Consider the following 20,148-nt stretch of genomic DNA (forward strand, 5'->3'; position numbering starts at 1 on the left):
GACCACCGGTGCGGGCCGGGGGCGGCCGGACCCCGCGACGCCTCAGCGCGTCACCCGCCACTTCTGGTTCGCCGCCCCCGTGCACGTCCAGATCTGCAGCCTGGCCCCGTTCGCGGAGCTGTTCCCCGTGACGTCCAGGCACTTGTTCGCCCGCGGGTTCACGATGTCCAACGCGGCCGGTGTCGCCCACTGCTGGGCGGCCGTCCCGTTGCAGTCCCACAGCTGCACGGGTGTGCCGTCCGCCGTGCCTGCCGCGTTGACGTCCAGGCACTTGCCGAGCGCGCGGATCGTGCCGTCGGCGCCGACGGTCCACCGCTGCGCCGCGGTCCCGTTGCAGTCGTAGAGCTGCACCGGCGTCCCGTTGGCCGTGTTGCCGCCCGCGACGTCGACGCATTTGCCCGCGAGCCCCGTGATCGGCCCGCCGCCGCCCGGCTGCCCGGTGTCGGAGCTGACGCGCACGTAGTCGACGACGAGGGCCTGCGGGAACACCGTGCTGCCGTTGGGGTCACCCGGCCAGTACCCGCCGACCGCCAGGTTGAGGATCACGAAGAACGGCTTGTCGAACACCCACTGCCGGCCGCCCAGGTCCGCGGGCGTCCGCCGCTGGTAGACCGTCCCGTCGACCGACCAGGTGATCGCGTTCGGGCTCCAGTCCACGGCGAAGGTGTGGAAGTCGTCGGCGAAGGCCCGCCCGCCGGGCAGCGAGTAGCCCGCCCCGATGCCGCCGCTGCCGGAGTAGCCGGGACCGTGCAGCGTGCCGTGCACGGTCGACGGTTCGAAGCCGACGTTCTCCATGATGTCGATCTCACCCGAGGCCGGCCACCCGACCTGCCCGATGTCGCTGCCGAGCATCCAGAACGCCGGCCACATCCCCTGCCCGCGCGGGATCTTCATCCGCGCCTCCACCCGCCCGTAGGTGGTGGTGAACTTGCCCGAGGTGTTCAACCGCGCCGAGGTGTACTCGCACCGCCCGTACCAGCACTGGTAGTTGCCCGGGTTCTCCCGCCGCGCGGTGATGACCAGGTTGCCCTGCCCGTCGAGCGCGGCGTTGCGGTTCCCGGCGGTGTAGTACTGCCGCTCGTGGTTGTTGACGTTGTCGCCGGTCTCGATCTGCCACTTCGTGCCGTCGACGGCCGCGCCCGCCGGCCCGTTGAAGTCGTCGGAGAACGTCACGGCCGCCGCGGCGACGTCCGCGGGAGCCGGCGCGGGACCGGCCTGCGCGACGCCGGTGGACAACGACGCCAGCGCGAGCACCGCGGCGAGGGACGTCAGCAGACGTTTGGGAGAACGTGAAAAGCCCATGGTGGAGCTCCCTGGGTTGTGGTGGGGGACACGAACGCAGAGCAGGGAGTGCTTAGTTCACTGTGTGAGTTAAGGAGAGAGCGCTCTCTGTGTCAAGGCTCCGGTACAGACCAAGCGGGGCCCGACCCCTTCGGCTGCCGCCCCGCCCGACAGCCCGTACTCAGCCCGGAACTGAGTACGCCGGCCCTCCCCGCCGCGCACCCGTTCGGGCACCGTCGACCCCATGAGAATCCCGACCGCCGACCTCGGCGCCCTCACCCCCGCCACCCGCGACCGCTACGTCGACCTGCTCCGCGTCGCGTCCCTCGCCACCGTCGTCCTCGGCCACTGGCTGATGGCCGCCGTCACCCCCGACGGCATCGGCAACCTGCTCACCCACGTCCCCGCACTCCAACTCCTCACCTGGGCCCTGCAGGTGATGCCCGTGTTCTTCTTCGTCGGCGGCTTCTCCCACGCCCTGTCCTACCGCTCCCTGCTCCGCAGGAACCCCGGCGCCGACTCCGTCTACGCCGACTTCCTCCGCGCCCGCCTCCACCGCCTGCTGCGGCCCACCCTCGTCTTCGTCCTCGTCTGGGGACTCCTCGCGCTCGCGATCCAGCTCCTCGGCGCCGACGGCGGCCTCACCGGCGCCGCCCTGCGCCTGGTCACCCAGCCGCTGTGGTTCATCGGCATCTACCTCGCCATGGTCGCCTGCACCCCGCCCCTGCTGCGGCTCCACGACCGCTACGGCTGGGGCGCGTTCGCCGCCCTCGCCGGCGCGGCGCTCGCCGTCGACGTCCTGCGGTTCGCCGCCGGCGTCCCCTACGTCGAGTTCCTCAACTTCGCGTTCGTCTGGCTCGCCGTCCACCAGCTCGGCTTCCTGCGCGCCGACGGCCGCCTGGCGGGCCTGCGCACCGCCGCCGCCCTCGCGCTGACCGGCCTGGCCGCCGCCGCGGCCCTCGTGACCTGGGGCCCGTATCCCCTGTCCATGGTCGGCATGCCCGGCGAGCAGGTCTCCAACATGGCCCCGCCCACCCTCGCCCTGCTCTGCCACGGCCTGTGGCTCGTCGGCGCCGTCGAACTCCTGCGCGGACCCGGCAGCCGCCTCGTCGTCCGCGCCGGCGTCTGGCGGACCGTGGTCGTCGCCAACACCTGCGCCATGACCGCCTTCCTCTGGCACCTGACCGCGATGCTCGGCGTCTACGCCGCCGTCCTCGCCGCCGGCCTGCCGCTCCCCGCCCCGGCCACCGCTGCCTGGTGGGCCCAGGTCCCCCCGCGCATCGCGGCCGCGATCGCCCTGACCGCCCTGCTCGTCGCCGCGTTCCGCCGCTTCGAGCGCCCGCCGGCCGCGCCCTCCGCCCGCCTCGGGACCGGCGAGGGTGGCGCCCCGACCGCCGCGCTCGGCGTCGTCCTCGCCCTCCTCGGCGTCCTCGGGCTCTCCATGACCGGCCTCGGCGGCCTCCTCGACGGCCGCACCGCCCAGCTGATCGTCCTGCCCGTCACCGCCCCCGCCACCGTCGCGATGACCCTCACCGGCTGGCTCCTCGTCCGCCACGCCGGCCACCTCTCCCACCACCTCCGCCGGCCGGCCGCACCGCACCACGCCCCCTGACGGCGGCGACCTCACCCCCGCCCGACCGCCCGCCCCACTTCCCCGGCCGCGCCCTTGTCGAGCGCGACCCGCACCAACGCCGCAGCAAGAACGGGCAGTTGATCGCGGTCGACCAGCCCCGCCAGCACCTTCGGCTCCTGAGGCAACCCGATCGCCGCCGCCCCCTGCAACGCCTTCGCATCCAGCAGGGGAGCGACCTCACCCCACACCCCCTGCGCCTCCCGCAGGAAGATCTCCGCCCCCGTCGGCCCGATCCCCGGAACCTCCCGCAACAACGACCGCAAGGCCGCCCCGTCGCCGTCCGCCCGCGCCCGCAGCCTCCTGAGATCACCCCCGTACTCGTCGATCAACAGCTGTGCGCCGTCGCCCAGTTGAGTCGCCGTCCGCTCGTCGTAGCGCCGATAGCCGCCCTCGCCCAGCGCGTCCACCCGCTGCTGCCACGTCGCCTCCCGCATCGCCCGCGCGTCCCTGAGCCCCGCGTCCGCGAGCGCCCGCGCCGCCGCGACCGCGACGGACGCCCGGATCCGCGCACTCAGCAGCAGCGACAGCACCAGCAACCGGTACAGCGGCTGCGGCGTGTCCCGCATCCGGATCCCCGCCTCCCGCGCATACGTCCGCCCGTGCGCCTCGAGCAACACCCGCACGATCTCCCGCCGACCGGCCACCACGCTCTCCCGCCTCCGTCACCGAGCCCACCCGCCACCGCGAACCCGGCACCGAGCCTCGCTCCTCGTCCGACGAGGAGTCCCCGCCCCCGCCCCCGCCACACCCCCGGAACCCGCCCCCGTCCCCCGAACGGCCCTGCCAGACCGCGCCCATGCCCGACGAGACCGTCCTCCAGGACGGGCCCCACCGCCGCGTGGTCCGCATCGGCGACACGGTCCGCCGCCCCACCCACCCCTGGACCCCAGCCGTCCACCACCTCCTGCGCCACCTGGCGGCCGTCGGCTTCCCGTACGCACCCCGCGTCCTCGGCCTGGACGCCGAAGGCCGCGAGATCCTCACCTACCAGCAGGGCGCATCGGGCCCCGACGGCTGGGCCGAGGTGGTCGACGACGCCGGCCTGACCGCCTTCGCCCGCCTCCTGCGCGCCTACCACGACGCCGTCGAGGGCTTCCGCCTCCCCGACGGCCTGACCTGGTGCACCGGCGAGAGCGGCCCCACCGGCGACGACGTGGTCTGCCACCTTGACTTCGGCCCGTGGAACACCGTCTGGGACGGCCCGGCCCCCACCGGCATCCTCGACTGGGACTACGCCCGCCCCGCCCCGCGCATCCACTACATCGCCTACGCCCTGGAGTACACCGCCCCCTTCCGCGACGACGGCGAGTGCCTGCGCTGGCTCCGCCATCCCGCCCCGCCCGACCGCCGCCACCGCATCGAGCTCTTCGCCGACGCCTACGGCCTGACCTCGACCGACGGCCTCGCCGACGCCGTCGTCGCCGCCCAGGAGTCGGGCATCGCCCTGGTCCGCGACCTCGCCGCCCGCGGCCTCGAGCCCCAGTCCCGCTGGGTCGCCGGCGGCTACCTCGACGAGCTCGCGGGCCGGGTCGCCTGGAGCCGCGCCCACCGCCACCTCTTCACCTGACCGAACCCCCGTACGGCCCGACAGCCGGATGCCCGCCGCCCCTTGCGGCACGGCGGGCACCCCGAACCGGCCGGATCAGCCGAACACCGACGCACAGGTCGTCGGCGTCGCCCGCGCCGGGTCCAACGCGTTGGCCACCTCGTGGAAGGCGACCAGGTCGGTGGTCCCGATCGCCACGTGCTCCGAGATGTTCAGCGGGCACAGATCCTGCACCAGCACGTTCCGCACGTTCGGCCCGCTCAGGTACTGCGACCGGTACGGCGTCACCACCTGGTCGTACCGGGTGGCGATGACCGTGTAGCGCACGCCCGGGACGGTGTCGCCCCCGGCGGTGAGCTTCGTGACGAACGGCGACCCGGCCACCTGGTCGGCGAGCGCGGGCGTGCGGTCGTCGATGAACCGGTCCACGCCCGGGAAGTACGGCAGCAACCGCGTCAGACCGAGCAGCGTGGTGCCGTGGTTGCTCGGCGCCAGCCCGATCAGCGCGTTCACCTCCTGCGCACCGCCGAGGAACTTCAGGTAGTAGTTCGGCATCATCCCGCCCTGCGAGTGCCCGACGATGTCGACTCTCGCCGCGCCGGTCGCCCCCCGCACTCTGTCCACGAACGTGTCGAGCTGCTCCGCGGACCTGTCCACCGGCCCCAGCCCGTGGAAGAACGGGACGCCGGGCAGCTGCCCGTAGTCCAGCGAGAAGACGCAGTACCCCCGCTTGACCAGGTACGGCGCGAGGACCAGCCAGTTGTCGACCGAGTTGGCGAACGTCCCGTGCACCAGGACGACGGGGCGCGGATGTGCGGCGGACGGCTTGCAGGAGTAGTCGTTCCACCCGCTCGACGGCGCCGCGGCGGCCTGCGCGGTACCGGCGCTCGCGGGCGCGGAGGGGACGAGGAGGAGCATGACGGCCAGCAGCAGCGCGGCCGGGACGCCGCGCGCCCAGGAAGGACGCGCAGTTCGGAACCAGGGCAGCATCGAGCGGTCTCCTTGCGGCTCAAGGGACGGTGAGGACCGTGCGCCCTGTGGTCCGGACCACAAGTGTTTCGTGCTCATGCCAAGCTACGCGCGAGTAGTATCGCCGTGAAGTTACGCGTCAGTAAAATAATCCCGACCCCGCCCGCCAGGACCGCCACCACGACTACGATCCGCGCCCTCACCCGTCCGCCTCTGCTCCGAAGGGGACAAAGCCGTGCGCTCACGCCCCGAGATCGTCTGCATCTGCGGCTCCGCCCGCTTCCTGGACGAGATGCGCACGGCGAACCGCGACCTGACCTTCGCAGGCGCCATCGTCCTCGCACCCGGCGAAGCGGCCGGGCCCGTCACCGACGAGCAGAAGACCGCCCTGGACGCCCTCCACCTCCACAAGATCGACCTCGCCGACCGCGTCCTGATCGTCAACCCCGGCGGCTACATCGGCGAGTCGACCCGCAGGGAGATCGCCTACGCCCGCGCCACCGGCACACCCGTCTCCTTCACCGACCCCGCCTGACCCGCCGCCACCCGCCCCGACCCGGCCCACGCCTCGCGGCCCTCGCCGTCACCGCGCTCGTCGTCCGGGAAGGCGTGGGGCTCCCACGGCACATCCCGCCCGCCGTCGGCGTCGGCGGGCGGGTCGAGCCGACGCCCCCAGGCCGTCAGCCGGTGTGAAGCCCTCTTCCCGCCTGCCCTCCACGCCGACCGGCCCGGGACGTCCGCGGCACCGCACCTTCCAGGACTGTCGCGAACCCGCCGCCCCTCGCGGCCGAATCCCGTCGGGACCAGGGCAAACATCCTCAACACCGCGGTCAGCGTATCGAGTTAATTCCACCGGATTCGCTTGTCCTGCGGGACGAAGCGGCCAGTAGTGTCCGTCCTGGATCCGGACGGCTGCCCGTATCCGCACCCCCCCTCCTTCGCGCGTCCCGCCGCGAGCCGTCCCCGTCCGCGCACCACCGCCCCGAACGAAGGGAGCCCGCCCGTTGACCGTCGACCCGAGCGCGGCCGCCCGGCTGGAGCCGCCCCGGCAGACCAGCCTGGGCACCGCGGCCGCCCGCACCCTCGCCACCACCGCCAAGTCCGTCCCGCAGATGCAGGAGATCACCTCCCGCTGGCTGCTGCGCATGCTCCCCTGGGTGCAGACCGAGGGCGGCGTCTACCGGGTCAACCGCCGCCTGACCTACAACGTCGGCGGCGGACGGGTGGAGTTCGTCCAGGACGGGGCAGCCGTGCGGGTGTTCCCCCGGACCCTGGCCGAACTGGCCCTCCTGCGCGGCTTCGACGACATCGAGGTACTGACCGCCCTCGCCGACCGGTGCGTCGCCCACCCCTTCCGCGCCGGCGAGACCCTGGTCGAGGGCGGCACACCGGCCGACCGGCTCCACCTGATCGCACACGGCCGCCTCGGCCAGACCGCCGTCGGCCGCTACGGCGACGCACTCACCCTGGACGTGCTCGCCGACGGCGACCGCTTCGGAGAGCACGCCCTGCTCGACGCGGACGCCCGGTGGGAGCAGACCGTCACCGCCGAGACCCCCGGCGTACTCCTCACCCTCTCGCGGGCCGACTTCACCGCCGTGCTGTCCAGGGCGCCGCACCTGAGGGACCACGTCGCCCAGGCCGCCGCGCGGTCCCGCCGACGGCAGAACCACCGCGGCGAGGCGGAGATCGCCCTGTCCGCGGGACACGTCGGCGAGCCGCGACTGCCCGGCACCTTCGTCGACTACGACCTCACCCCCCGCGCCTACGAACTCTCCGCCGCCCAGACAATCCTGCGGGTCCACACACGGGTCTCCGACCTCTACAACGGGCCGATGGACCAGGCCCGGGAGCAACTGCGGCTGACGATCGAGGCCCTGCGCGAGCGCCAGGAGCACGAGCTCATCAACAACCGGGAGTTCGGCCTGCTCCACAACGCCGACTTCAGGCACCGGGTGCAACCGCACTCCGGCCCGCCCACCCCCGACGACCTGGACACGCTGCTCAGCCGCCGCCGAGGCTGCCGGTTCTACCTCGCGCATCCCCGGACGATCGCGGCGATCGGGCGCGGCCTGAACGCCTACGGCATCCGTCCGGAGCACGTCGAGCTGGACGGCCGGCCCGTCCTGGCCTGGCGCGGGGTCCCGATCCTCCCCAGCGACAAGATCCCCGTGACCCGCGAGAACACCAGCTCGATCCTCGTCATGCGGACCGGCGAGGACAACCAGGGCGTGATCGGCCTGCACCACACCGGCCTGCCGGACGAGTACGAGCCGGGCGTCTCCGTCCGGTTCACGGGCATCGACGACCGGGCCGTCGCGTCCTACCTCGTCAGCACCTTCTACTCGGCCGCCATCCTCGTCCCGGACGCGGTCGGCGTCATGGAGAACGTGCAGATCGCCCGCCGGCCCGGATAGCACCGCCGGCCCGGACAGCACCGGAACCGCACCGCAGCCGCGACGCCCCCGGCGCCACGGCTCGGCCGCGCACGCCCGGACACCGCCGCAAAGCCCCCGCCCACCTTCGAGGAGACGCGCATGCCCGCGCCCGAGCCGCCCTCCGCGCAGCCGAGCCCGCCGGAGGCCGCACCCCGCCCGACCGCCCACGCGCTCGCCGACGCCGTCGTCCGCGCCCGCGACGTCAGGGCCGCCCTCGGCGGCCCGCCCCGAGCCCCCTCCCCACCGCCGGCGACGGCCACCGCCCCCGGCACGCCCCATGCCCCGCGGCCCGCGCCCGACGCCTGGACGCGAACCGTCCTGGGCGGGCCCACCGGCCTGGGCACCGCGAGCCTGCGCCCGTTCCCGCGCGAAGCACCGCCGGCGCCGGCCGAACCGGAGGGCAGGGCCGTCCCCGGCCTCTACCACCACCCGATCCCCGAGCCCGACCCCGTGCGGGTCGCCGAGGTCAGCCGGCGGATCAAGGCCTGGGCGCTCGACGAGGTCGCCCTCTACCCCGAGGACTGGGAGGAGGAGTTCGACGGCTTCTCCGTCGGCCGCTACATGGTCGGGTGCCACCCGGACGCGCCCAGCGTCGACCACCTGATGCTCGCCACCCGCCTCATGGTCGCCGAGAACGCGGTGGACGACTGCTACTGCGAGGACCACGGCGGATCGCCCGTCGGCCTCGGCGAGCGGCTCCTGCTGGCGCACACCGCACTGGACGACCTGCACACCACCGCGGAGTACCGGCCGCAGTGGGCGGCGTCACTCCGCGCGGACGCGCCGCGGCGCGCCTACCGCTCCGCCATGGAGTACTTCGTCCGCGCGGCCGGCCCCTCCCCGGCGGACCGGCTGCGGCACGACATGGCGCGGCTGCACCTCGGATACCTCGCGGAGGCCGCCTGGGCCCAGCAGGACCACGTCCCCGAGGTGTGGGAGTACCTGGCGATGCGCCAGTTCAACAACTTCCGCCCCTGCCCGACCATCACCGACACCGTCGGCGGCTACGAGCTGCCCGCCGACCTGCACGCCCGACCGGCCATGCAGCGGGTCATCGCCCTGGCGGGCAACGCGACCACCGTCGTGAACGACCTGTACTCCTACACCAAGGAACTCGACGCGCCCGGCCGGCATCTGAACCTGCCCGTCGTCATCGCCGAACGCGAAGGCCTGGGCGAACGGGACGCCTACCTGAAGGCCGTCGAGATCCACAACGAGCTCATGCACGACTTCGAGCGCGCGGCCGCGGAACTGGCCGCCGAGTGCCCCGTCCCGAGCGTGCTGCGCTTCCTGCGCGGAGTGGCGGCATGGGTCGACGGCAACCACCACTGGCACCGGACCAACACCTACCGCTACAGCCTGCCCGACTTCTGGTGACGGGCAAGAGAATGGAGACCTCCGTGACCCACGCCGTGCACACCGCCCCCTCCGCATCCGCCTCCTCCTCCGCATCCGCCTCCCCCGTCGCGCCCCGCGTCCCCGGTCCGGCGACGCCCTACCAGGGAGACATCGCCCGCTACTGGGACGGCGAGGCGCGGCCCGTCAACCTGCGCCTCGGCGACGTCGACGGCCTCTACCACCACCACTACGGCATCGGGGCGGTCGACCCCGCCGCTCTGGGCGGCCCCGGCGACGCCGAGCGCGAGACGAAGCTGGTCGCCGAGCTCCACCGGCTGGAGTCGGCGCAGGCCGCGCTCCTCCTGTACCACCTCGGCGACGTCGGCCCGCAGGACACCCTGCTGGACGCCGGCTGCGGCCGCGGCGGCTCGATGGTGATGGCCCACCAGCGCTTCGGCTGCACGGTCGAGGGCGTCACCCTGTCGGCGAAGCAGGCCGACTTCGCCAACGCCCGGGCCCGCGAGCTGGGCGTCCAGGACCAGGTCCGCGCACGGGTCTGCAACATGCTCGCGACGCCGTTCGCGACCGGGTCGGTTGCGGCCTCGTGGAACAACGAGTCGAGCATGTACGTCGACCTGCACGACCTGTTCGCCGAACACTCCCGGGTCCTCAGGACCGGTGGCCGCTACGTGACCGTCACCGGCTGCTGGAACCCGCGGTACGGCCAGCCGTCGAAATGGGTGTCGCAGATCAACGCCCACTTCGAGTGCAACATCCACTCCCGCAGGGAGTACCTGCGCGCCATGGCCGACAACCGCCTCGTGCCGCAGGCCGTCATCGACCTGACCCCGGACACCCTGCCCTACTGGGAACTGCGCGCCACCTCGTCGCTGGTGACCGGCATCGAGGACGCGTTCATCAACTCCTACAAGGACGGCTCGTTCCAGTACGTCCTCATCGCCGCCGACCGCGTCTGATCCGCGACCGGCCTCGGCACCCCCGCCGGGCGGCGGGCTCCGGACCGGCCGGAGCCCGCCGCCCGCGGGACGGAGCGCTCAGGCCGCGACGACCTGCTCCTCGGCGGCGAACTTCTCGACGAACTCCCGCGCCTTGCGGTCGAGTTCGGCGTACTGCGCCTCCCGCTCGGCGCCCGCCACCGCCTCGCCGACCAGGAGGTTGCCCTCGGCGTCGGCGCGCTGAGGACGCTCCTCCGCATCGGTGAGCAGGCCGACGGCGGACCGGGAGAAGCCGCAGTACAGGGCGATGCCCTCGCTCAGCTGGGCTTCCAGGACGGCGTGCATCCCCTCCACGAAGGGGTCGTCCGAAGTGGCCCCGGCCAGGCCCAGCCACAGCATCCGCTTGCCGGCGAGGCGGGGCCGGCTGCGTCCGTAGGCGAACCCGTAGTTCCACACCCGGTCGATCCACCCCTTGAGTATGGCCGGCACGCTCTGCCAGTACACGGGGAAGACGGCGACCACGGCATCGGCGTCGAGGATGCGCCGCATGTGGGCCCGCACCTCGTCCGAGTACGCCTTGTCCCGGTCGCTCCAGTCCGGCTGGTCCGCCGTGCCCATCCGCGGATCGAACCCCTCGGCGTGCAGGTCGAGCAGGTCGACCCGGTACCCGGCGGCCTCCAGCCGGGCGGCCGCGGTGCGGCCCGTGTGCGCGGTCAGGGAGTCGGTGCGGTGGTGGGCGATGACGACGAGGGCTGTCCTGGACCGGTTGTCGTTCTGCGTCACGGTGTCTCCCGGCTGGTCTCGGTGGATGCGATGACTCCAGTACAGGCGGCGAGGCGTGGATGATCCATGGGAGAAACGCTCCTTTGCATAGGAGATCGTCTACGATGCCCGGGTGGATCCTTTGAGTGCGCTCCTGAGCGGCATCCGCGCCGAGGGCTCGGCCGTCACCCACGCCGTCCTGACGGCGCCCTGGACCATCCGCTTCGCCGACGACACCCCGCTCACGATGATCACCGTGCTGCGCGGCGGCGGCACCCTCCTGCTGCCCGACGGCACCGAACGCGCGATCGGCGTCGGGGACACGGCCGTCGTGACCGGCCGCGCACCGTTCCACCTCGCGGACCGCCCGATGACCGGCGGCAGCCCCCGAACCGCGTGGGAGATCACCTGCTTCACCCGGGACGGATGCGCCGACGCCGAACTCGGAGGCATCCACTGGGACGCCGACGCGGAGGGGGCCACCGCGCTGATCGTGGGCGCCTACCGCACCACGGGCCACCGGCACGAACGGCTCCTGCGGGCCCTGCCGCCCGTTCTCGTCATCAGTGAGGACGCCGAGGTCTGCGCCTGGCTGGAGACGGCCGCCGTCGACGCCGCCCGCCTCTCGGCCGGTTCGCAGGCGCTGATGGACCGTCTCCTCGACTGGGCCCTGGTGTGCACGCTGCGCAGCTGGTTCGACCGAGCCGGCCCCGAGGCCCCCAACTGGTACCGGGGGCTCGCCGATCCCCTGCTCGCCCCCGCCCTGCAGGCCCTGCACGAGCGGCCCGCCGAGCCCTGGACGGTCGCCGCGCTGGCCGCCCGGGCCGGCGTCTCCCGGGCGCTGTTCGCCAAGCGCTTCACCCAGCTGATGGGCACCCCGCCCCTCGCCTACCTCACCGCCTGCCGCATGGACGAGGCCGAAGCGCTCCTGACCGACACCGACCTCAGCATCGCCCGGATCGGGAGGTCGGTCGGCTACGCCGACGCCTTCGGCTTCAGCGCGGCGTTCAAACGCCACCGGGGCCTGAGCCCCAGCATGTTCCGCGCCGCCGCGGCCTGACCGCGGGGGGCGCGCCGCGGGTCACGCCTGGGCCAGCAGGGGGTCGAACGCGGTGGAGCGCCGGTGCCCGGTCATGAAGGACAGGAAGTCCTTGACGAACGCGCTGCGCCCGTACCGGCCGCCGTCGCAGGCGACGTCGCGGTGGAAGCCGGTGCGGAACAGGGCCCGGTACTCGGTCTCGTCGATGCTGCCGTCACCGTCCCCGTCGACGACGTCGAAGAGGACCTCGGCGACGCGGATCAGGGCCGATCCGGCGAGCGAGGGCGCGCGCGCCGCGTACTCCTCCGCGCTCACCCGTCCGTCGCCGTCGGTGTCGAGCGCGCCGACCAGCTCGCGCCACCAGGCGGCGAACGCGTCGTAGAGCCGGGTCTCCTCCGGCTCGTCCAGGTCGAGGCGGGTGGCGAGTTCGCGGGCCATGGCCGCGAGGTCGGGCCAGGTGAGGAAACCCTCGCCGGTCTGGTCGAGCACCTCGCGGAAGAACGCGTCCGCCGTCCGCGGCGCGTCGCCGGGTACGCCGGCCGGATCCGGGCCCAGCGGGGTGACCAGCCGCACGAAGGCGGCGGCGCGGTCGATCAGCGACCCGGGGGCGGAGGGCCCCTCGGGGCCGGAGGCGCCGCCCGGGGTGCGGTACAGGAGGTCGGTGACGCACTCGGCGCGGATCCAGCCCTCGGGCAGGAAGCGGGCGAGTCCGGCGGTGACGTAGGCGCCCTGCATGAGGGTCCGCGCCCCGGGCACGTCGGGCAGCCCCGCGCGGCGGCGGAACGGCTCGGGCAGGGAGGCGACGGTCACGGCGCCGACCAGCGGGCCCCCGACCGCGCGCCCCGCCGCCCACAGCACGGGGAGCCCCGACAGCAGCGGTGGCGCCGGCAGGTGGTCGAAGAGGTGGAACAGGATGATCCGCATGGCCTCGGTGTTCTCCAGCTCGTGCGCCACGACCCGGTCGTAGTACGGCCAGAACGCGTCGAGCGTGGGCGGGAGGCTGTCGTTGCCGGGATCGAGGAGGGCGAGGAAGCCCTGGAACTCGTCGTAGAGCTCCTCCATGACGTGCTGCTCCAGCGGTTGCCCACCGAGCCGGCACATCGTGACGGTGCTCTCGAAGAGCGTCGCCACCACCCACGCGCGGACCGCCGGGTCCAGGGCGTCGTAGGGGCGGCCCCGGTCGTCGGCGCCGGAGATGCGCTGGTGCAGCCGGTTGAGGCGGGCGGCCTCGCGGGCGCGGACCTGCCCGTCCGCGCCGAACATGCGCTGCAGGCTCACCAGGGTGTTGCGCAGCCGGCGCCAGGGATGGGCCGTGAACGTGGAGTTGTCCAGCAGCGCGGCCCCCACCTGGGGGTGAGCGGCCTCCAGGACGGTGGCGCGGATGACGGCCAGGGCCCAGCGCGGGTCGTCGAAGAAGTGGTGGAACCGCGAGCCCCCGCCGTCGAGCGGCGGGCGGGCCCCGGGGATGCCGGCGCCGGCGGGATCGCCGCCCGCGGTGACGCGGACGCTGTCGTCGGGACCGGTGTGCTCCGGGGTGGGGGTCATGGTGCCGGGTCTCCGTTCGGGCGGGGCGTCGGCAGGGGCACGCCGCCGAAGCGGCGGTCGCGTTGCCGGTACTGGTGCAGGCAGTGGGTGAAGTGCGGGGCGCGGAAGTCTGGCCAGAGCACCGGCGGGAAGAGCCACTCCGCGTAGGCGACCTGCCAGAGCATGAAGTTGGAGATGCGCTGCTCGCCGGAGGTGCGGATGACGAGGTCCACGTCGGGGGTGTCGGGCAGCGGCAGGTGCGCCGCGAAGCTCTCCTCTGTGACGGCCTCGGCGGCCACGCCCGCCCGGATCAGCGAGCGCGCCGCCGCGACGATGTCACCCCGGCCCCCGTGGTCGAAGGCGACGGTGAGGGTCATGCCCCGGTTGTGCTCGGTGAGCGTGGCGAGGTCGGCGAAGTCACGGGCGAGGGCGGGCGGCAGCCGCGGATCGCTCACCCCGAGGAAGCGGCAGCGGATCCCGCGTGCGTGCAGCAGGGGTGCGTGCTTGCGGACCATGCGGCGCACCAGGTGCATGAGGTAGTCGATCTCGGCCCCGGGACGGGTCCAGTTCTCCGTGGAGAAGGCGTACAGGCTCAGCCACTCCACGCCGGCCGTGCGGGCGGCCTCGATGACGTCGATGACGGTGGTCTCGGCGGCACGGTGCCCCGAGGTGCGGGGGAGGGCACGCTGCTCGGCCCACCGGCCGTTGCCGTCCATCACGCAGGCCACGTGCCGGGGGACACCCCTGCGCGTCCCGGTCCGCACCTGTGCGGCGGTCCTGCCGATGGTGCCCGCACCGTCCACTGCGCCCCCTTGCTCACGGTCCTCGCCAGCAGCGTGGCAGGGCGGACACGCGGGGGCGTGTGGATCACCCGTCCCTTCACCCGGGGAACGGCCGTACGGGTTCCGGCCGCGACTACTGCGGCGGGCGGACCGCTGGCCGCGCCGGTTACGGAGGCCGCCACCGGAAGGTTGTTTCCGTTCGCCGCAGGCGGTTACCCCGTGGGGCATGGCAAGGACATCGGAACCAGACGAGCACCGAAGCGCACACCACCGCCACACCCCTGGGCGCTCCCCGGACCGCACCGGGGGCGGGCACGACGACGCCCACCGCAGGTCCGAAGGCATCGGACCGGATCCGGAGGTCGAGCGCAACGCCCCCGACGAGCCGACCGCGATGTCGAAGCGGTCCTGGTGGGCGGTGCTGAAGCGGACGGTCCAGGAGTTCAAGGACGACGAGCTCGCCGACCGGGCCGCGGCCCTGACCTACTACGGAGTCCTCTCCCTGTTCCCGGCCCTGCTGGTGCTGGTCTCCCTGCTGGGGATCGCGGGCAAGGACGCCACCCAGCAGGTCATGGACAACCTCCAGAAGCTCGCCCCCGGCCCGGCCCGGGAGATCATCTCCGACGCCGTACAGCAGCTCCAGGGCAACGGCGGCACCGGATCGCTCATGGCCGTCGTGGGTCTGGTGCTGGCGGTGTGGTCGGCGTCCGGTTACATCGCGGCGTTCATCCGCACCTCCAACGCCGTCTACGACATGCCCGAGGGCCGCCCCGTCTGGAAGGTGCTGCCGCTGCGCCTGGTGCTGACGGTGGTCCTGATGGTGCTGGCGGTCGTCAGCGCGCTGATCGTGGTCTTCACCGGCCCCCTCGCCCAGCGGGCCGGCAGCGCGCTGGGCCTCGGGGACACCGTCATGACGGTCTGGTCGATCGCGAAGTGGCCGGTCCTGGTCCTGCTCGTGACCGTCATGATCGCGATCCTGTACTGGGCCGCCCCCAACGCCAGGGGCCGCGGCTTCAGGTGGGTGACCCCCGGCAGCTTCGTCGCCCTGCTGCTGTGGATGGCCGCCTCCGCCGGCTTCGCGCTGTACGTGGCGAACTTCGCCTCCTACAACAAGACCTACGGCACCCTGGCCGGCGTCATCGTGTTCCTGGTGTGGCTGTGGATCACCAACCTCGCGGTCCTGCTCGGGCTGGAGTTCGACGCGGAGATGGCCCGCCAGCGCGCCGTCGAAGGCGGCCACCCCGAGACCGAGGAGCCCTACGTCGAACCCCGGGACACCGCCAAGTGGACCGAGGAGGACCACCACCGCCTCGACTGACCCCCGCCGCCTGCGCACCACAGCCGGGCCGGAGGCCCGATGCGGGCCAGGCGCTTCCCGCCCGCGCACCCTCCCGGCTCCGCGGAGGCCCGAGCACGCCGACGTCACGACGTGCCGACCTCCCGGAGCACCGTCCGCGGCCCCTGGCGCCCCGCCTGCGGTGCCGAGCAAGACGAGGAGGGAGCCGTATGTGAGGGCACGGAGACGGAGCCCGGCCGCCTCATCGTGGCAGCACATCACGGCGGCCGGCAGGACACGGAGAAGGCGGTACCGCTTCAGGACGCCTTCCCCTGGAGCTCGCAGCCTCCGGCCGCTTCGGCCATGCCGGGTCGGACAGTGACACTTCCCGATTCCCCCGCGCTTACCTGTACGTGGGCCGGACCATCGGGTCCGGACAATCAAGGAAGGAGCGCATGTGCGCTTCACGGACACTGCCTTGGCCATCGGGCTCGTCGTCGCCACCAGCCTGCCGCTCGCCCCGGCCGCCACCGCCGGCATGCCGGTTGACATCGGCCGGATCACTGCCACGGACTACGCCGCGGGGGTCCCTGCCACCGTCACCCTGGACCCGGCCACTGGATCCGTCACGGCCACCTTCGCCCGAGCCGCAGAGGACGGCGTCCTGTCCCCGAAGGGCACTCACGTCGCCTCCGTCCAGCGGCGCGACACCTGTATCCCGCAGGACGAGGGCTGCATGTACGCACGGGATCTCGTGGTCACCACCATCGACGGCGGCGACCGCCGCGTCCTGGTCCAAGGGGTGCAGCCCGAGGACTCCACTGCGCCGTACGTCGGCCACCCCGATTGGGCCCCCAACGGCAAACACATCGCCTACGACAGCCCGCGCGGCCTGGAGTGGACCGGTACCGACGGCACCGGCGCGGAAGTCCTCACCGCCGGCAGCCGCGGCACGTTCTCCCCCGACAGCCGGAACATCGCCTTCCTGAGGACCACCTCCTACGAGACCCCTGGCGGCACTGAACACGGCACGGACCTCCACATCCTGAATCTCGCCACCCGACAGGTGCGGGCCATCACATCCGACCACCAGGTCTGGTCGGCGGCCGCCGACTGGTCTCCCGACGGGCGCCGCCTCGTCCACTCCACCGGACGCGCCCTACGCGTCTCGGACGTGGCCAGCGGCACCATCACAGAACTGCCGACGGCGCTCGCCCTGGACAACCTCCGCGACCCCGTGTTTTCCCCGGACGGCCATCAGATCGCCTTCACCGCCCTCGACGAAACCACCGGCGCAAGCGGCATCTACGTCACCGACACCGACGGCAACAACCTCCGCAAGCTCATTGACAGCCCCGTGACCGTCACCGACTGGGTGACCGGCTAGGTGTATTGACGTGCAGCGTTGTTGACGCGGCTGATGGTCGGCTGTCCAGCCCATCAGCCGGACCATCGCCGTCGGGGTAGACGGTGGGGTCTGCCGCACGAGGAGCGGGCTCGGATGGAGGTGGCGGCCTCCCGTGCCCGAGAGGCGCACCGCGCACAGGTCCCGCTCACCTGCCGCCGGGGAATGACGCCGCTCCGTCGGCGGACGCGGGGTGGGGGCTGCGCTTCTCTCGGCGGCGTGCGGTGGGTGGAGGGCGGTGCGGAGCGGTGCAGCTCCGGCTAGTACGGCCGCGAGTCCTCACCCTGCCTCAGCAGCCAGTAGCCGACGCCGAAGGGCGCAACGAACAGGGCCAAGGTCAGCCATTGGTTCGGAACGAACAGACAGAGAGCGAAAGCTGTGGCTCCCCCGGCGAGCACCAGGGGCATGGCCCACTTCGACACCGCCCTCCCGGGCTTGGCTCCCGGCTTCTTGCCCGGTCCCGAGACCGATCGGTTCTTGCCGTGGATCATCACGACCAGAACGCAGACAGCGCACACGACATAGAGGGGAGGGCCCCAGCCGTCGGGGATCCACGCACCCCTTCCTTCAGCCGCCAACATGCGCACTCTGCATCCATTTGCGGGAACGAATCACGCATCCATGATGGAAGGTGTGCACCGACCGTGATCCGAGCGAGCCGCTCCCAGCTGCGGTGTCCTGCCGCGGTAGGGGTCCCGGTCCTGCCCCCGACGCTCGACCCGCAGCCCTGTCGTCCGAGGGCAGAACATCCACCTGCGCGATCGGGAGCCCCGCCCCCTGTCCTGTGCCATCGATCTCTGACCGACTGCCACCTCAGTTGCACCACTCTGCCAACGGACGGGGCTGCGGAGGCGGACCGGGCTTGAGCAACTGCCCCCTGGCCAGGTGAGTATGACTACTCACGCCCCGGGCTCGACATGATCGGAGACTGGGCGTATGACCCGAACCCAGCGCTCCACCAGCACGTTCGTCCGCTCCTCGCGCCGACCGCGACTCACCCTCGCCCTGACGGTCCCTGCGGTGCTGGTACTCGGTGCCTGCGGCACAGCGAAGACCCCCGGCGGCGATGAGTCGGCCTCGGCCGCGATGGCCACCGCAGCCGCGCCGGCGAAGCCCGCGGGAAGCCTGTCCTCTCCGGCTCTCGCCGAGATCCAGAAGTACATCGCACAGACCTGCCCGGCCCCTGGAACCCCCCAGGAGGGGCCACCGAACCCGCAGCCGGCTCCTCCCGGTGAGGAGGCTCCGGCCGACATGATCGAGCCGGTGATGCCCACAGCGGGTCCGGAGGTGGAGCTGAGCGCGCGCGACTGGTGCGCGAGCAACCATCACGAGCAGCGCATCCACGTGGCCGTCCAAGAGCTGACGGACCCCACCCCGGCCAAGGTCAGGGCGGCCCTGAACGGCCTCGGCTACCCCGACGAGCGCATCCACGACCTCAAGCAGTCCGGTGCGACCACGCAGTTCCTCCTCGACCTGCGCGAGAACGGCGGACGACTCTGCCTGGAGGGTTCGGTGGGAGGTGAAGAGCCCGTCGTGGACAAGTGCGTGGCCCCCGCGACCGGCCCGTTCACGGCCGGAAGGACACAGCACTGACCGGCCCCCTACCCACCCGAGGTTGATGATCTGTTCGTCGACCGGTCGTCCGTGCTGCCTACACGATCCTTCCGGTGCTGTACCGAACCGTGTCCCGGATCGGTGGAGATCGCGTTTCCCGGCCGGCCGGACGACTGCACCGAGCCGCCGCGCGAGCAGCACTACGGCGACGCCACCTACAGGACCAAGGCGAAGCTGTTCGCGACCCGGCCCGAGGACGAAGTCGACCGGCAGGCCCGCTGGCACCCCGCCCTCGGAGCTCGGCGCCACCAGACTCTCTCCCTGATCACCGGGAGCGGTCACCCCCGGCGCGATATCAGCTGTGGGGGGGGGGTCGGGTCACGGGCTGCGGGGCCGGCTCAACTGCCCCACTGGCACTTCTCGGAGGCCTGGACGACGATTAGCGGACCGTCCAGGACTTCAGCTCCTTCGCCGGCCCCCACCCGGCAGTTGACCGAGGTACCCCCGGCGAAGCGCGCCGAACACCCGCCCGGTAATCAGGAGCCCGCCTCGGCCTGCTGCCACCATCGCCCGCGACCTACTCCGTAACTCCCGGCGCTGAGTCGCCCGTTCGGGATCGACTGCCGAAACATCTGTCCACGGGCCGAGTTGTGCGGCACAGTAGGTCCATGAACGGCGCGCGTCATGCCAGGGAACACCTGCTGAGCTGGCCTGATCTCACAGGTGGACAGGCCAGTTGCGGGAGTGCGTCCAGCCTGCGCAGCGGAGACCTCGAGATCGTGCACTTCCACGGCGAGGAACAGGCGGACGTCCACCTCCCCCCACATTTGATCGCGAAACTGCGGCCGGCGCTCGCCCGTTCCAGCGCGGTGCGCCTGCACCCCCACTCCGGATGGGTCACCGTCCGTCTCGAGGTCGGCAGCGACATCGAGCTACTCGCCACCCTCGTCAGTGCGGCCCTCCGCACGCACCCGCCCACCGCACAACTTGCCCGCCCCGGCGCTCTCCCCGACCGCTGCAGCCGACAGTGGCTGCGTGCCGTGGTTGCCCCCTGCGCCACAGGCTCGTGACGCCCGCTGCTCCCCGTCGTTCGTCACTGGAACGGCGCCACGGTCACGGCTTTGCCCGCGTCGAGCTGTACTCGCATGACGAGTGGCATCACAGCCCTCGCTGGTGAGTCGGTGCCGGGCGACGATCGCGCGCACGGGTGATGGCTCGAACCGAGCAGCAGGGCCCGGCAGTTGATGGTCCGATCTCCCGTTGTCGGAACGGGCCGTCACCCCGACTCAACGTGGCGATCACCTTGATCCGCTTGATTGGTGCAGCGCGCGTCGGCCCCTCGGCGGTGCGCGCTCAGACACGGGCCTGACCGAGTCTTCATCAAGAGCGGGAGAACGCGTGACCGACATCTGGATCCTGCGGAACGAGAAGTCAAGATCCATGCTCGTGCGAGCGGAAGCCATCGTCAGGCTCCACGCGGACGAGCAGGAGGTCTGTGCCTCACAAGCCGGCAGTGACGGCCTTGTCGTCCTGGTCAACACGAAGGATCGGCCCGAACGTTCGGTGCTGCCCCGCCATTTCCACCTCGATCGGGTCTGCCGCACGAACGGGTGACATCTGATCTGCGTGCCCTGTGGGGCAGGTG

General features: G+C 72.5%; 18 protein-coding genes. 12 read left to right on the forward strand and 6 right to left on the reverse strand.

What is annotated here, in order from left to right; genetic code table 11:
* Positions 1–42 precede the first annotated feature (42 nt).
* A complete protein-coding gene (locus ACFWEG_RS14280; RefSeq protein ID WP_387213970.1) occupies positions 43–1,302 on the reverse strand; it encodes a ricin-type beta-trefoil lectin domain protein in 1,260 nt (419 codons plus the stop codon).
* Positions 1,303–1,525: 223 nt separating this feature from the next.
* Here ACFWEG_RS14280 and ACFWEG_RS14285 point away from each other — a divergent pair, with 223 nt between their 5' ends.
* Positions 1,526–2,893, forward strand: a complete 1,368-nt coding sequence (locus ACFWEG_RS14285) for an acyltransferase (protein WP_387213973.1) — start codon at positions 1,526–1,528, stop codon at positions 2,891–2,893.
* An 11-nt stretch (positions 2,894–2,904) separates the two neighbouring features.
* Here the strand turns inward: ACFWEG_RS14285 and ACFWEG_RS14290 are convergent, their stop codons facing one another.
* Positions 2,905–3,558: an endonuclease gene (locus ACFWEG_RS14290; RefSeq protein WP_387214073.1), complete on the reverse strand. Its 654-nt coding sequence runs from the start codon at positions 3,556–3,558 to the stop codon at positions 2,905–2,907.
* 152 nt (positions 3,559–3,710) lie between these two features.
* Here ACFWEG_RS14290 and ACFWEG_RS14295 point away from each other — a divergent pair, with 152 nt between their 5' ends.
* Positions 3,711–4,481, forward strand: coding sequence for an aminoglycoside phosphotransferase family protein (locus ACFWEG_RS14295; RefSeq protein ID WP_387213976.1), 771 nt, complete (start codon positions 3,711–3,713; stop codon positions 4,479–4,481).
* Positions 4,482–4,556: 75 nt separating this feature from the next.
* On the opposite strand, the gene ACFWEG_RS14300 is transcribed toward ACFWEG_RS14295, so the two are convergent.
* Positions 4,557–5,450, reverse strand: coding sequence for an esterase/lipase family protein (locus ACFWEG_RS14300; protein WP_387213979.1), 894 nt, complete (start codon positions 5,448–5,450; stop codon positions 4,557–4,559).
* A 214-nt stretch (positions 5,451–5,664) separates the two neighbouring features.
* Here ACFWEG_RS14300 and ACFWEG_RS14305 point away from each other — a divergent pair, with 214 nt between their 5' ends.
* The 4 genes from ACFWEG_RS14305 (at position 5,665) to ACFWEG_RS14320 (ending at position 10,182) form a co-directional block, all read left to right on the forward strand.
* Positions 5,665–5,964 (forward strand): hypothetical protein, encoded by a 300-nt coding sequence (locus ACFWEG_RS14305; protein ID WP_387213982.1) that lies wholly within the window; start codon positions 5,665–5,667, stop codon positions 5,962–5,964.
* A gap of 469 nt (positions 5,965–6,433) precedes the next feature.
* A complete protein-coding gene (locus ACFWEG_RS14310) occupies positions 6,434–7,846 on the forward strand; it encodes a family 2B encapsulin nanocompartment shell protein (protein ID WP_387213985.1) in 1,413 nt (470 codons plus the stop codon).
* 120 nt (positions 7,847–7,966) lie between these two features.
* On the forward strand, positions 7,967–9,244 hold the full coding sequence (locus ACFWEG_RS14315) for a family 2 encapsulin nanocompartment cargo protein terpene cyclase (RefSeq protein WP_387213988.1): 1,278 nt from the start codon (positions 7,967–7,969) through the stop codon (positions 9,242–9,244).
* Between the two features lie 23 nt (positions 9,245–9,267).
* Entirely contained in the window at positions 9,268–10,182 is a 915-nt protein-coding gene (locus tag ACFWEG_RS14320) for a geranyl diphosphate 2-C-methyltransferase (RefSeq protein WP_387213991.1), read from the forward strand.
* 78 nt (positions 10,183–10,260) lie between these two features.
* On the opposite strand, the gene ACFWEG_RS14325 is transcribed toward ACFWEG_RS14320, so the two are convergent.
* Entirely contained in the window at positions 10,261–10,944 is a 684-nt protein-coding gene (locus ACFWEG_RS14325) for an NAD(P)H oxidoreductase (protein ID WP_387213994.1), read from the reverse strand.
* 112 nt (positions 10,945–11,056) lie between these two features.
* On the opposite strand from ACFWEG_RS14325, the gene ACFWEG_RS14330 reads away from it, so the two are divergent.
* Complete coding sequence (locus ACFWEG_RS14330) at positions 11,057–11,983, forward strand: AraC family transcriptional regulator (RefSeq protein ID WP_387213997.1); 927 nt, start codon at positions 11,057–11,059, stop codon at positions 11,981–11,983.
* Positions 11,984–12,004: 21 nt separating this feature from the next.
* Here ACFWEG_RS14330 and ACFWEG_RS14335 read toward each other — a convergent pair whose 3' ends face one another.
* Together ACFWEG_RS14335 and uppS are read right to left on the reverse strand one after the other, a co-directional pair.
* A complete protein-coding gene (locus ACFWEG_RS14335) occupies positions 12,005–13,507 on the reverse strand; it encodes an oxygenase MpaB family protein (protein WP_387214000.1) in 1,503 nt (500 codons plus the stop codon).
* A complete protein-coding gene (gene uppS, locus ACFWEG_RS14340; RefSeq protein ID WP_387214003.1) occupies positions 13,504–14,289 on the reverse strand; it encodes a polyprenyl diphosphate synthase in 786 nt (261 codons plus the stop codon). Before uppS ends, ACFWEG_RS14335 begins: the two co-directional genes overlap by 4 nt.
* A gap of 205 nt (positions 14,290–14,494) precedes the next feature.
* On the opposite strand from uppS, the gene ACFWEG_RS14345 reads away from it, so the two are divergent.
* From ACFWEG_RS14345 to ACFWEG_RS14365, 5 genes are all read left to right on the forward strand, one after another.
* Positions 14,495–15,586, forward strand: coding sequence for a YihY/virulence factor BrkB family protein (locus ACFWEG_RS14345; protein WP_387214006.1), 1,092 nt, complete (start codon positions 14,495–14,497; stop codon positions 15,584–15,586).
* A gap of 415 nt (positions 15,587–16,001) precedes the next feature.
* Positions 16,002–16,931, forward strand: a complete 930-nt coding sequence (locus ACFWEG_RS14350; protein ID WP_387214009.1) for a hypothetical protein — start codon at positions 16,002–16,004, stop codon at positions 16,929–16,931.
* A 954-nt stretch (positions 16,932–17,885) separates the two neighbouring features.
* Positions 17,886–18,542, forward strand: a complete 657-nt coding sequence (locus ACFWEG_RS14355) for a hypothetical protein (RefSeq protein ID WP_387214011.1) — start codon at positions 17,886–17,888, stop codon at positions 18,540–18,542.
* 629 nt (positions 18,543–19,171) lie between these two features.
* Positions 19,172–19,573, forward strand: a complete 402-nt coding sequence (locus tag ACFWEG_RS14360) for a luciferase family protein (protein WP_387214014.1) — start codon at positions 19,172–19,174, stop codon at positions 19,571–19,573.
* 328 nt (positions 19,574–19,901) lie between these two features.
* On the forward strand, positions 19,902–20,117 hold the full coding sequence (locus tag ACFWEG_RS14365; RefSeq protein ID WP_387214017.1) for a hypothetical protein: 216 nt from the start codon (positions 19,902–19,904) through the stop codon (positions 20,115–20,117).
* The last annotated feature ends 31 nt before the right edge of the window (positions 20,118–20,148 follow it).

Origin of the sequence: Streptomyces sp. NPDC060194, from assembly GCF_042728285.1 — a bacterium.
GTDB lineage: Bacteria > Actinomycetota > Actinomycetes > Streptomycetales > Streptomycetaceae > Streptomyces.

Bases quoted from the DNA above. Each gene is read 5' to 3' on its own strand.
- ACFWEG_RS14280 (WP_387213970.1), bottom strand. From the start codon at position 1,302: ATGGGCTTTTCACGTTCTCCCAAACGTCTGCTGACGTCCCTCGCCGCG.
- ACFWEG_RS14285 (WP_387213973.1), top strand. From the start codon at position 1,526: ATGAGAATCCCGACCGCCGACCTCGGCGCCCTCACCCCCGCCACCCGC.
- ACFWEG_RS14295 (WP_387213976.1), top strand. From the start codon at position 3,711: ATGCCCGACGAGACCGTCCTCCAGGACGGGCCCCACCGCCGCGTGGTC.
- ACFWEG_RS14300 (WP_387213979.1), bottom strand. From the start codon at position 5,450: ATGCTGCCCTGGTTCCGAACTGCGCGTCCTTCCTGGGCGCGCGGCGTC.
- ACFWEG_RS14315 (WP_387213988.1), top strand. From the start codon at position 7,967: ATGCCCGCGCCCGAGCCGCCCTCCGCGCAGCCGAGCCCGCCGGAGGCC.
- ACFWEG_RS14335 (WP_387214000.1), bottom strand. From the start codon at position 13,507: ATGACCCCCACCCCGGAGCACACCGGTCCCGACGACAGCGTCCGCGTC.
- ACFWEG_RS14345 (WP_387214006.1), top strand. From the start codon at position 14,495: ATGGCAAGGACATCGGAACCAGACGAGCACCGAAGCGCACACCACCGC.
- ACFWEG_RS14355 (WP_387214011.1), top strand. From the start codon at position 17,886: ATGACCCGAACCCAGCGCTCCACCAGCACGTTCGTCCGCTCCTCGCGC.
- ACFWEG_RS14360 (WP_387214014.1), top strand. From the start codon at position 19,172: ATGAACGGCGCGCGTCATGCCAGGGAACACCTGCTGAGCTGGCCTGAT.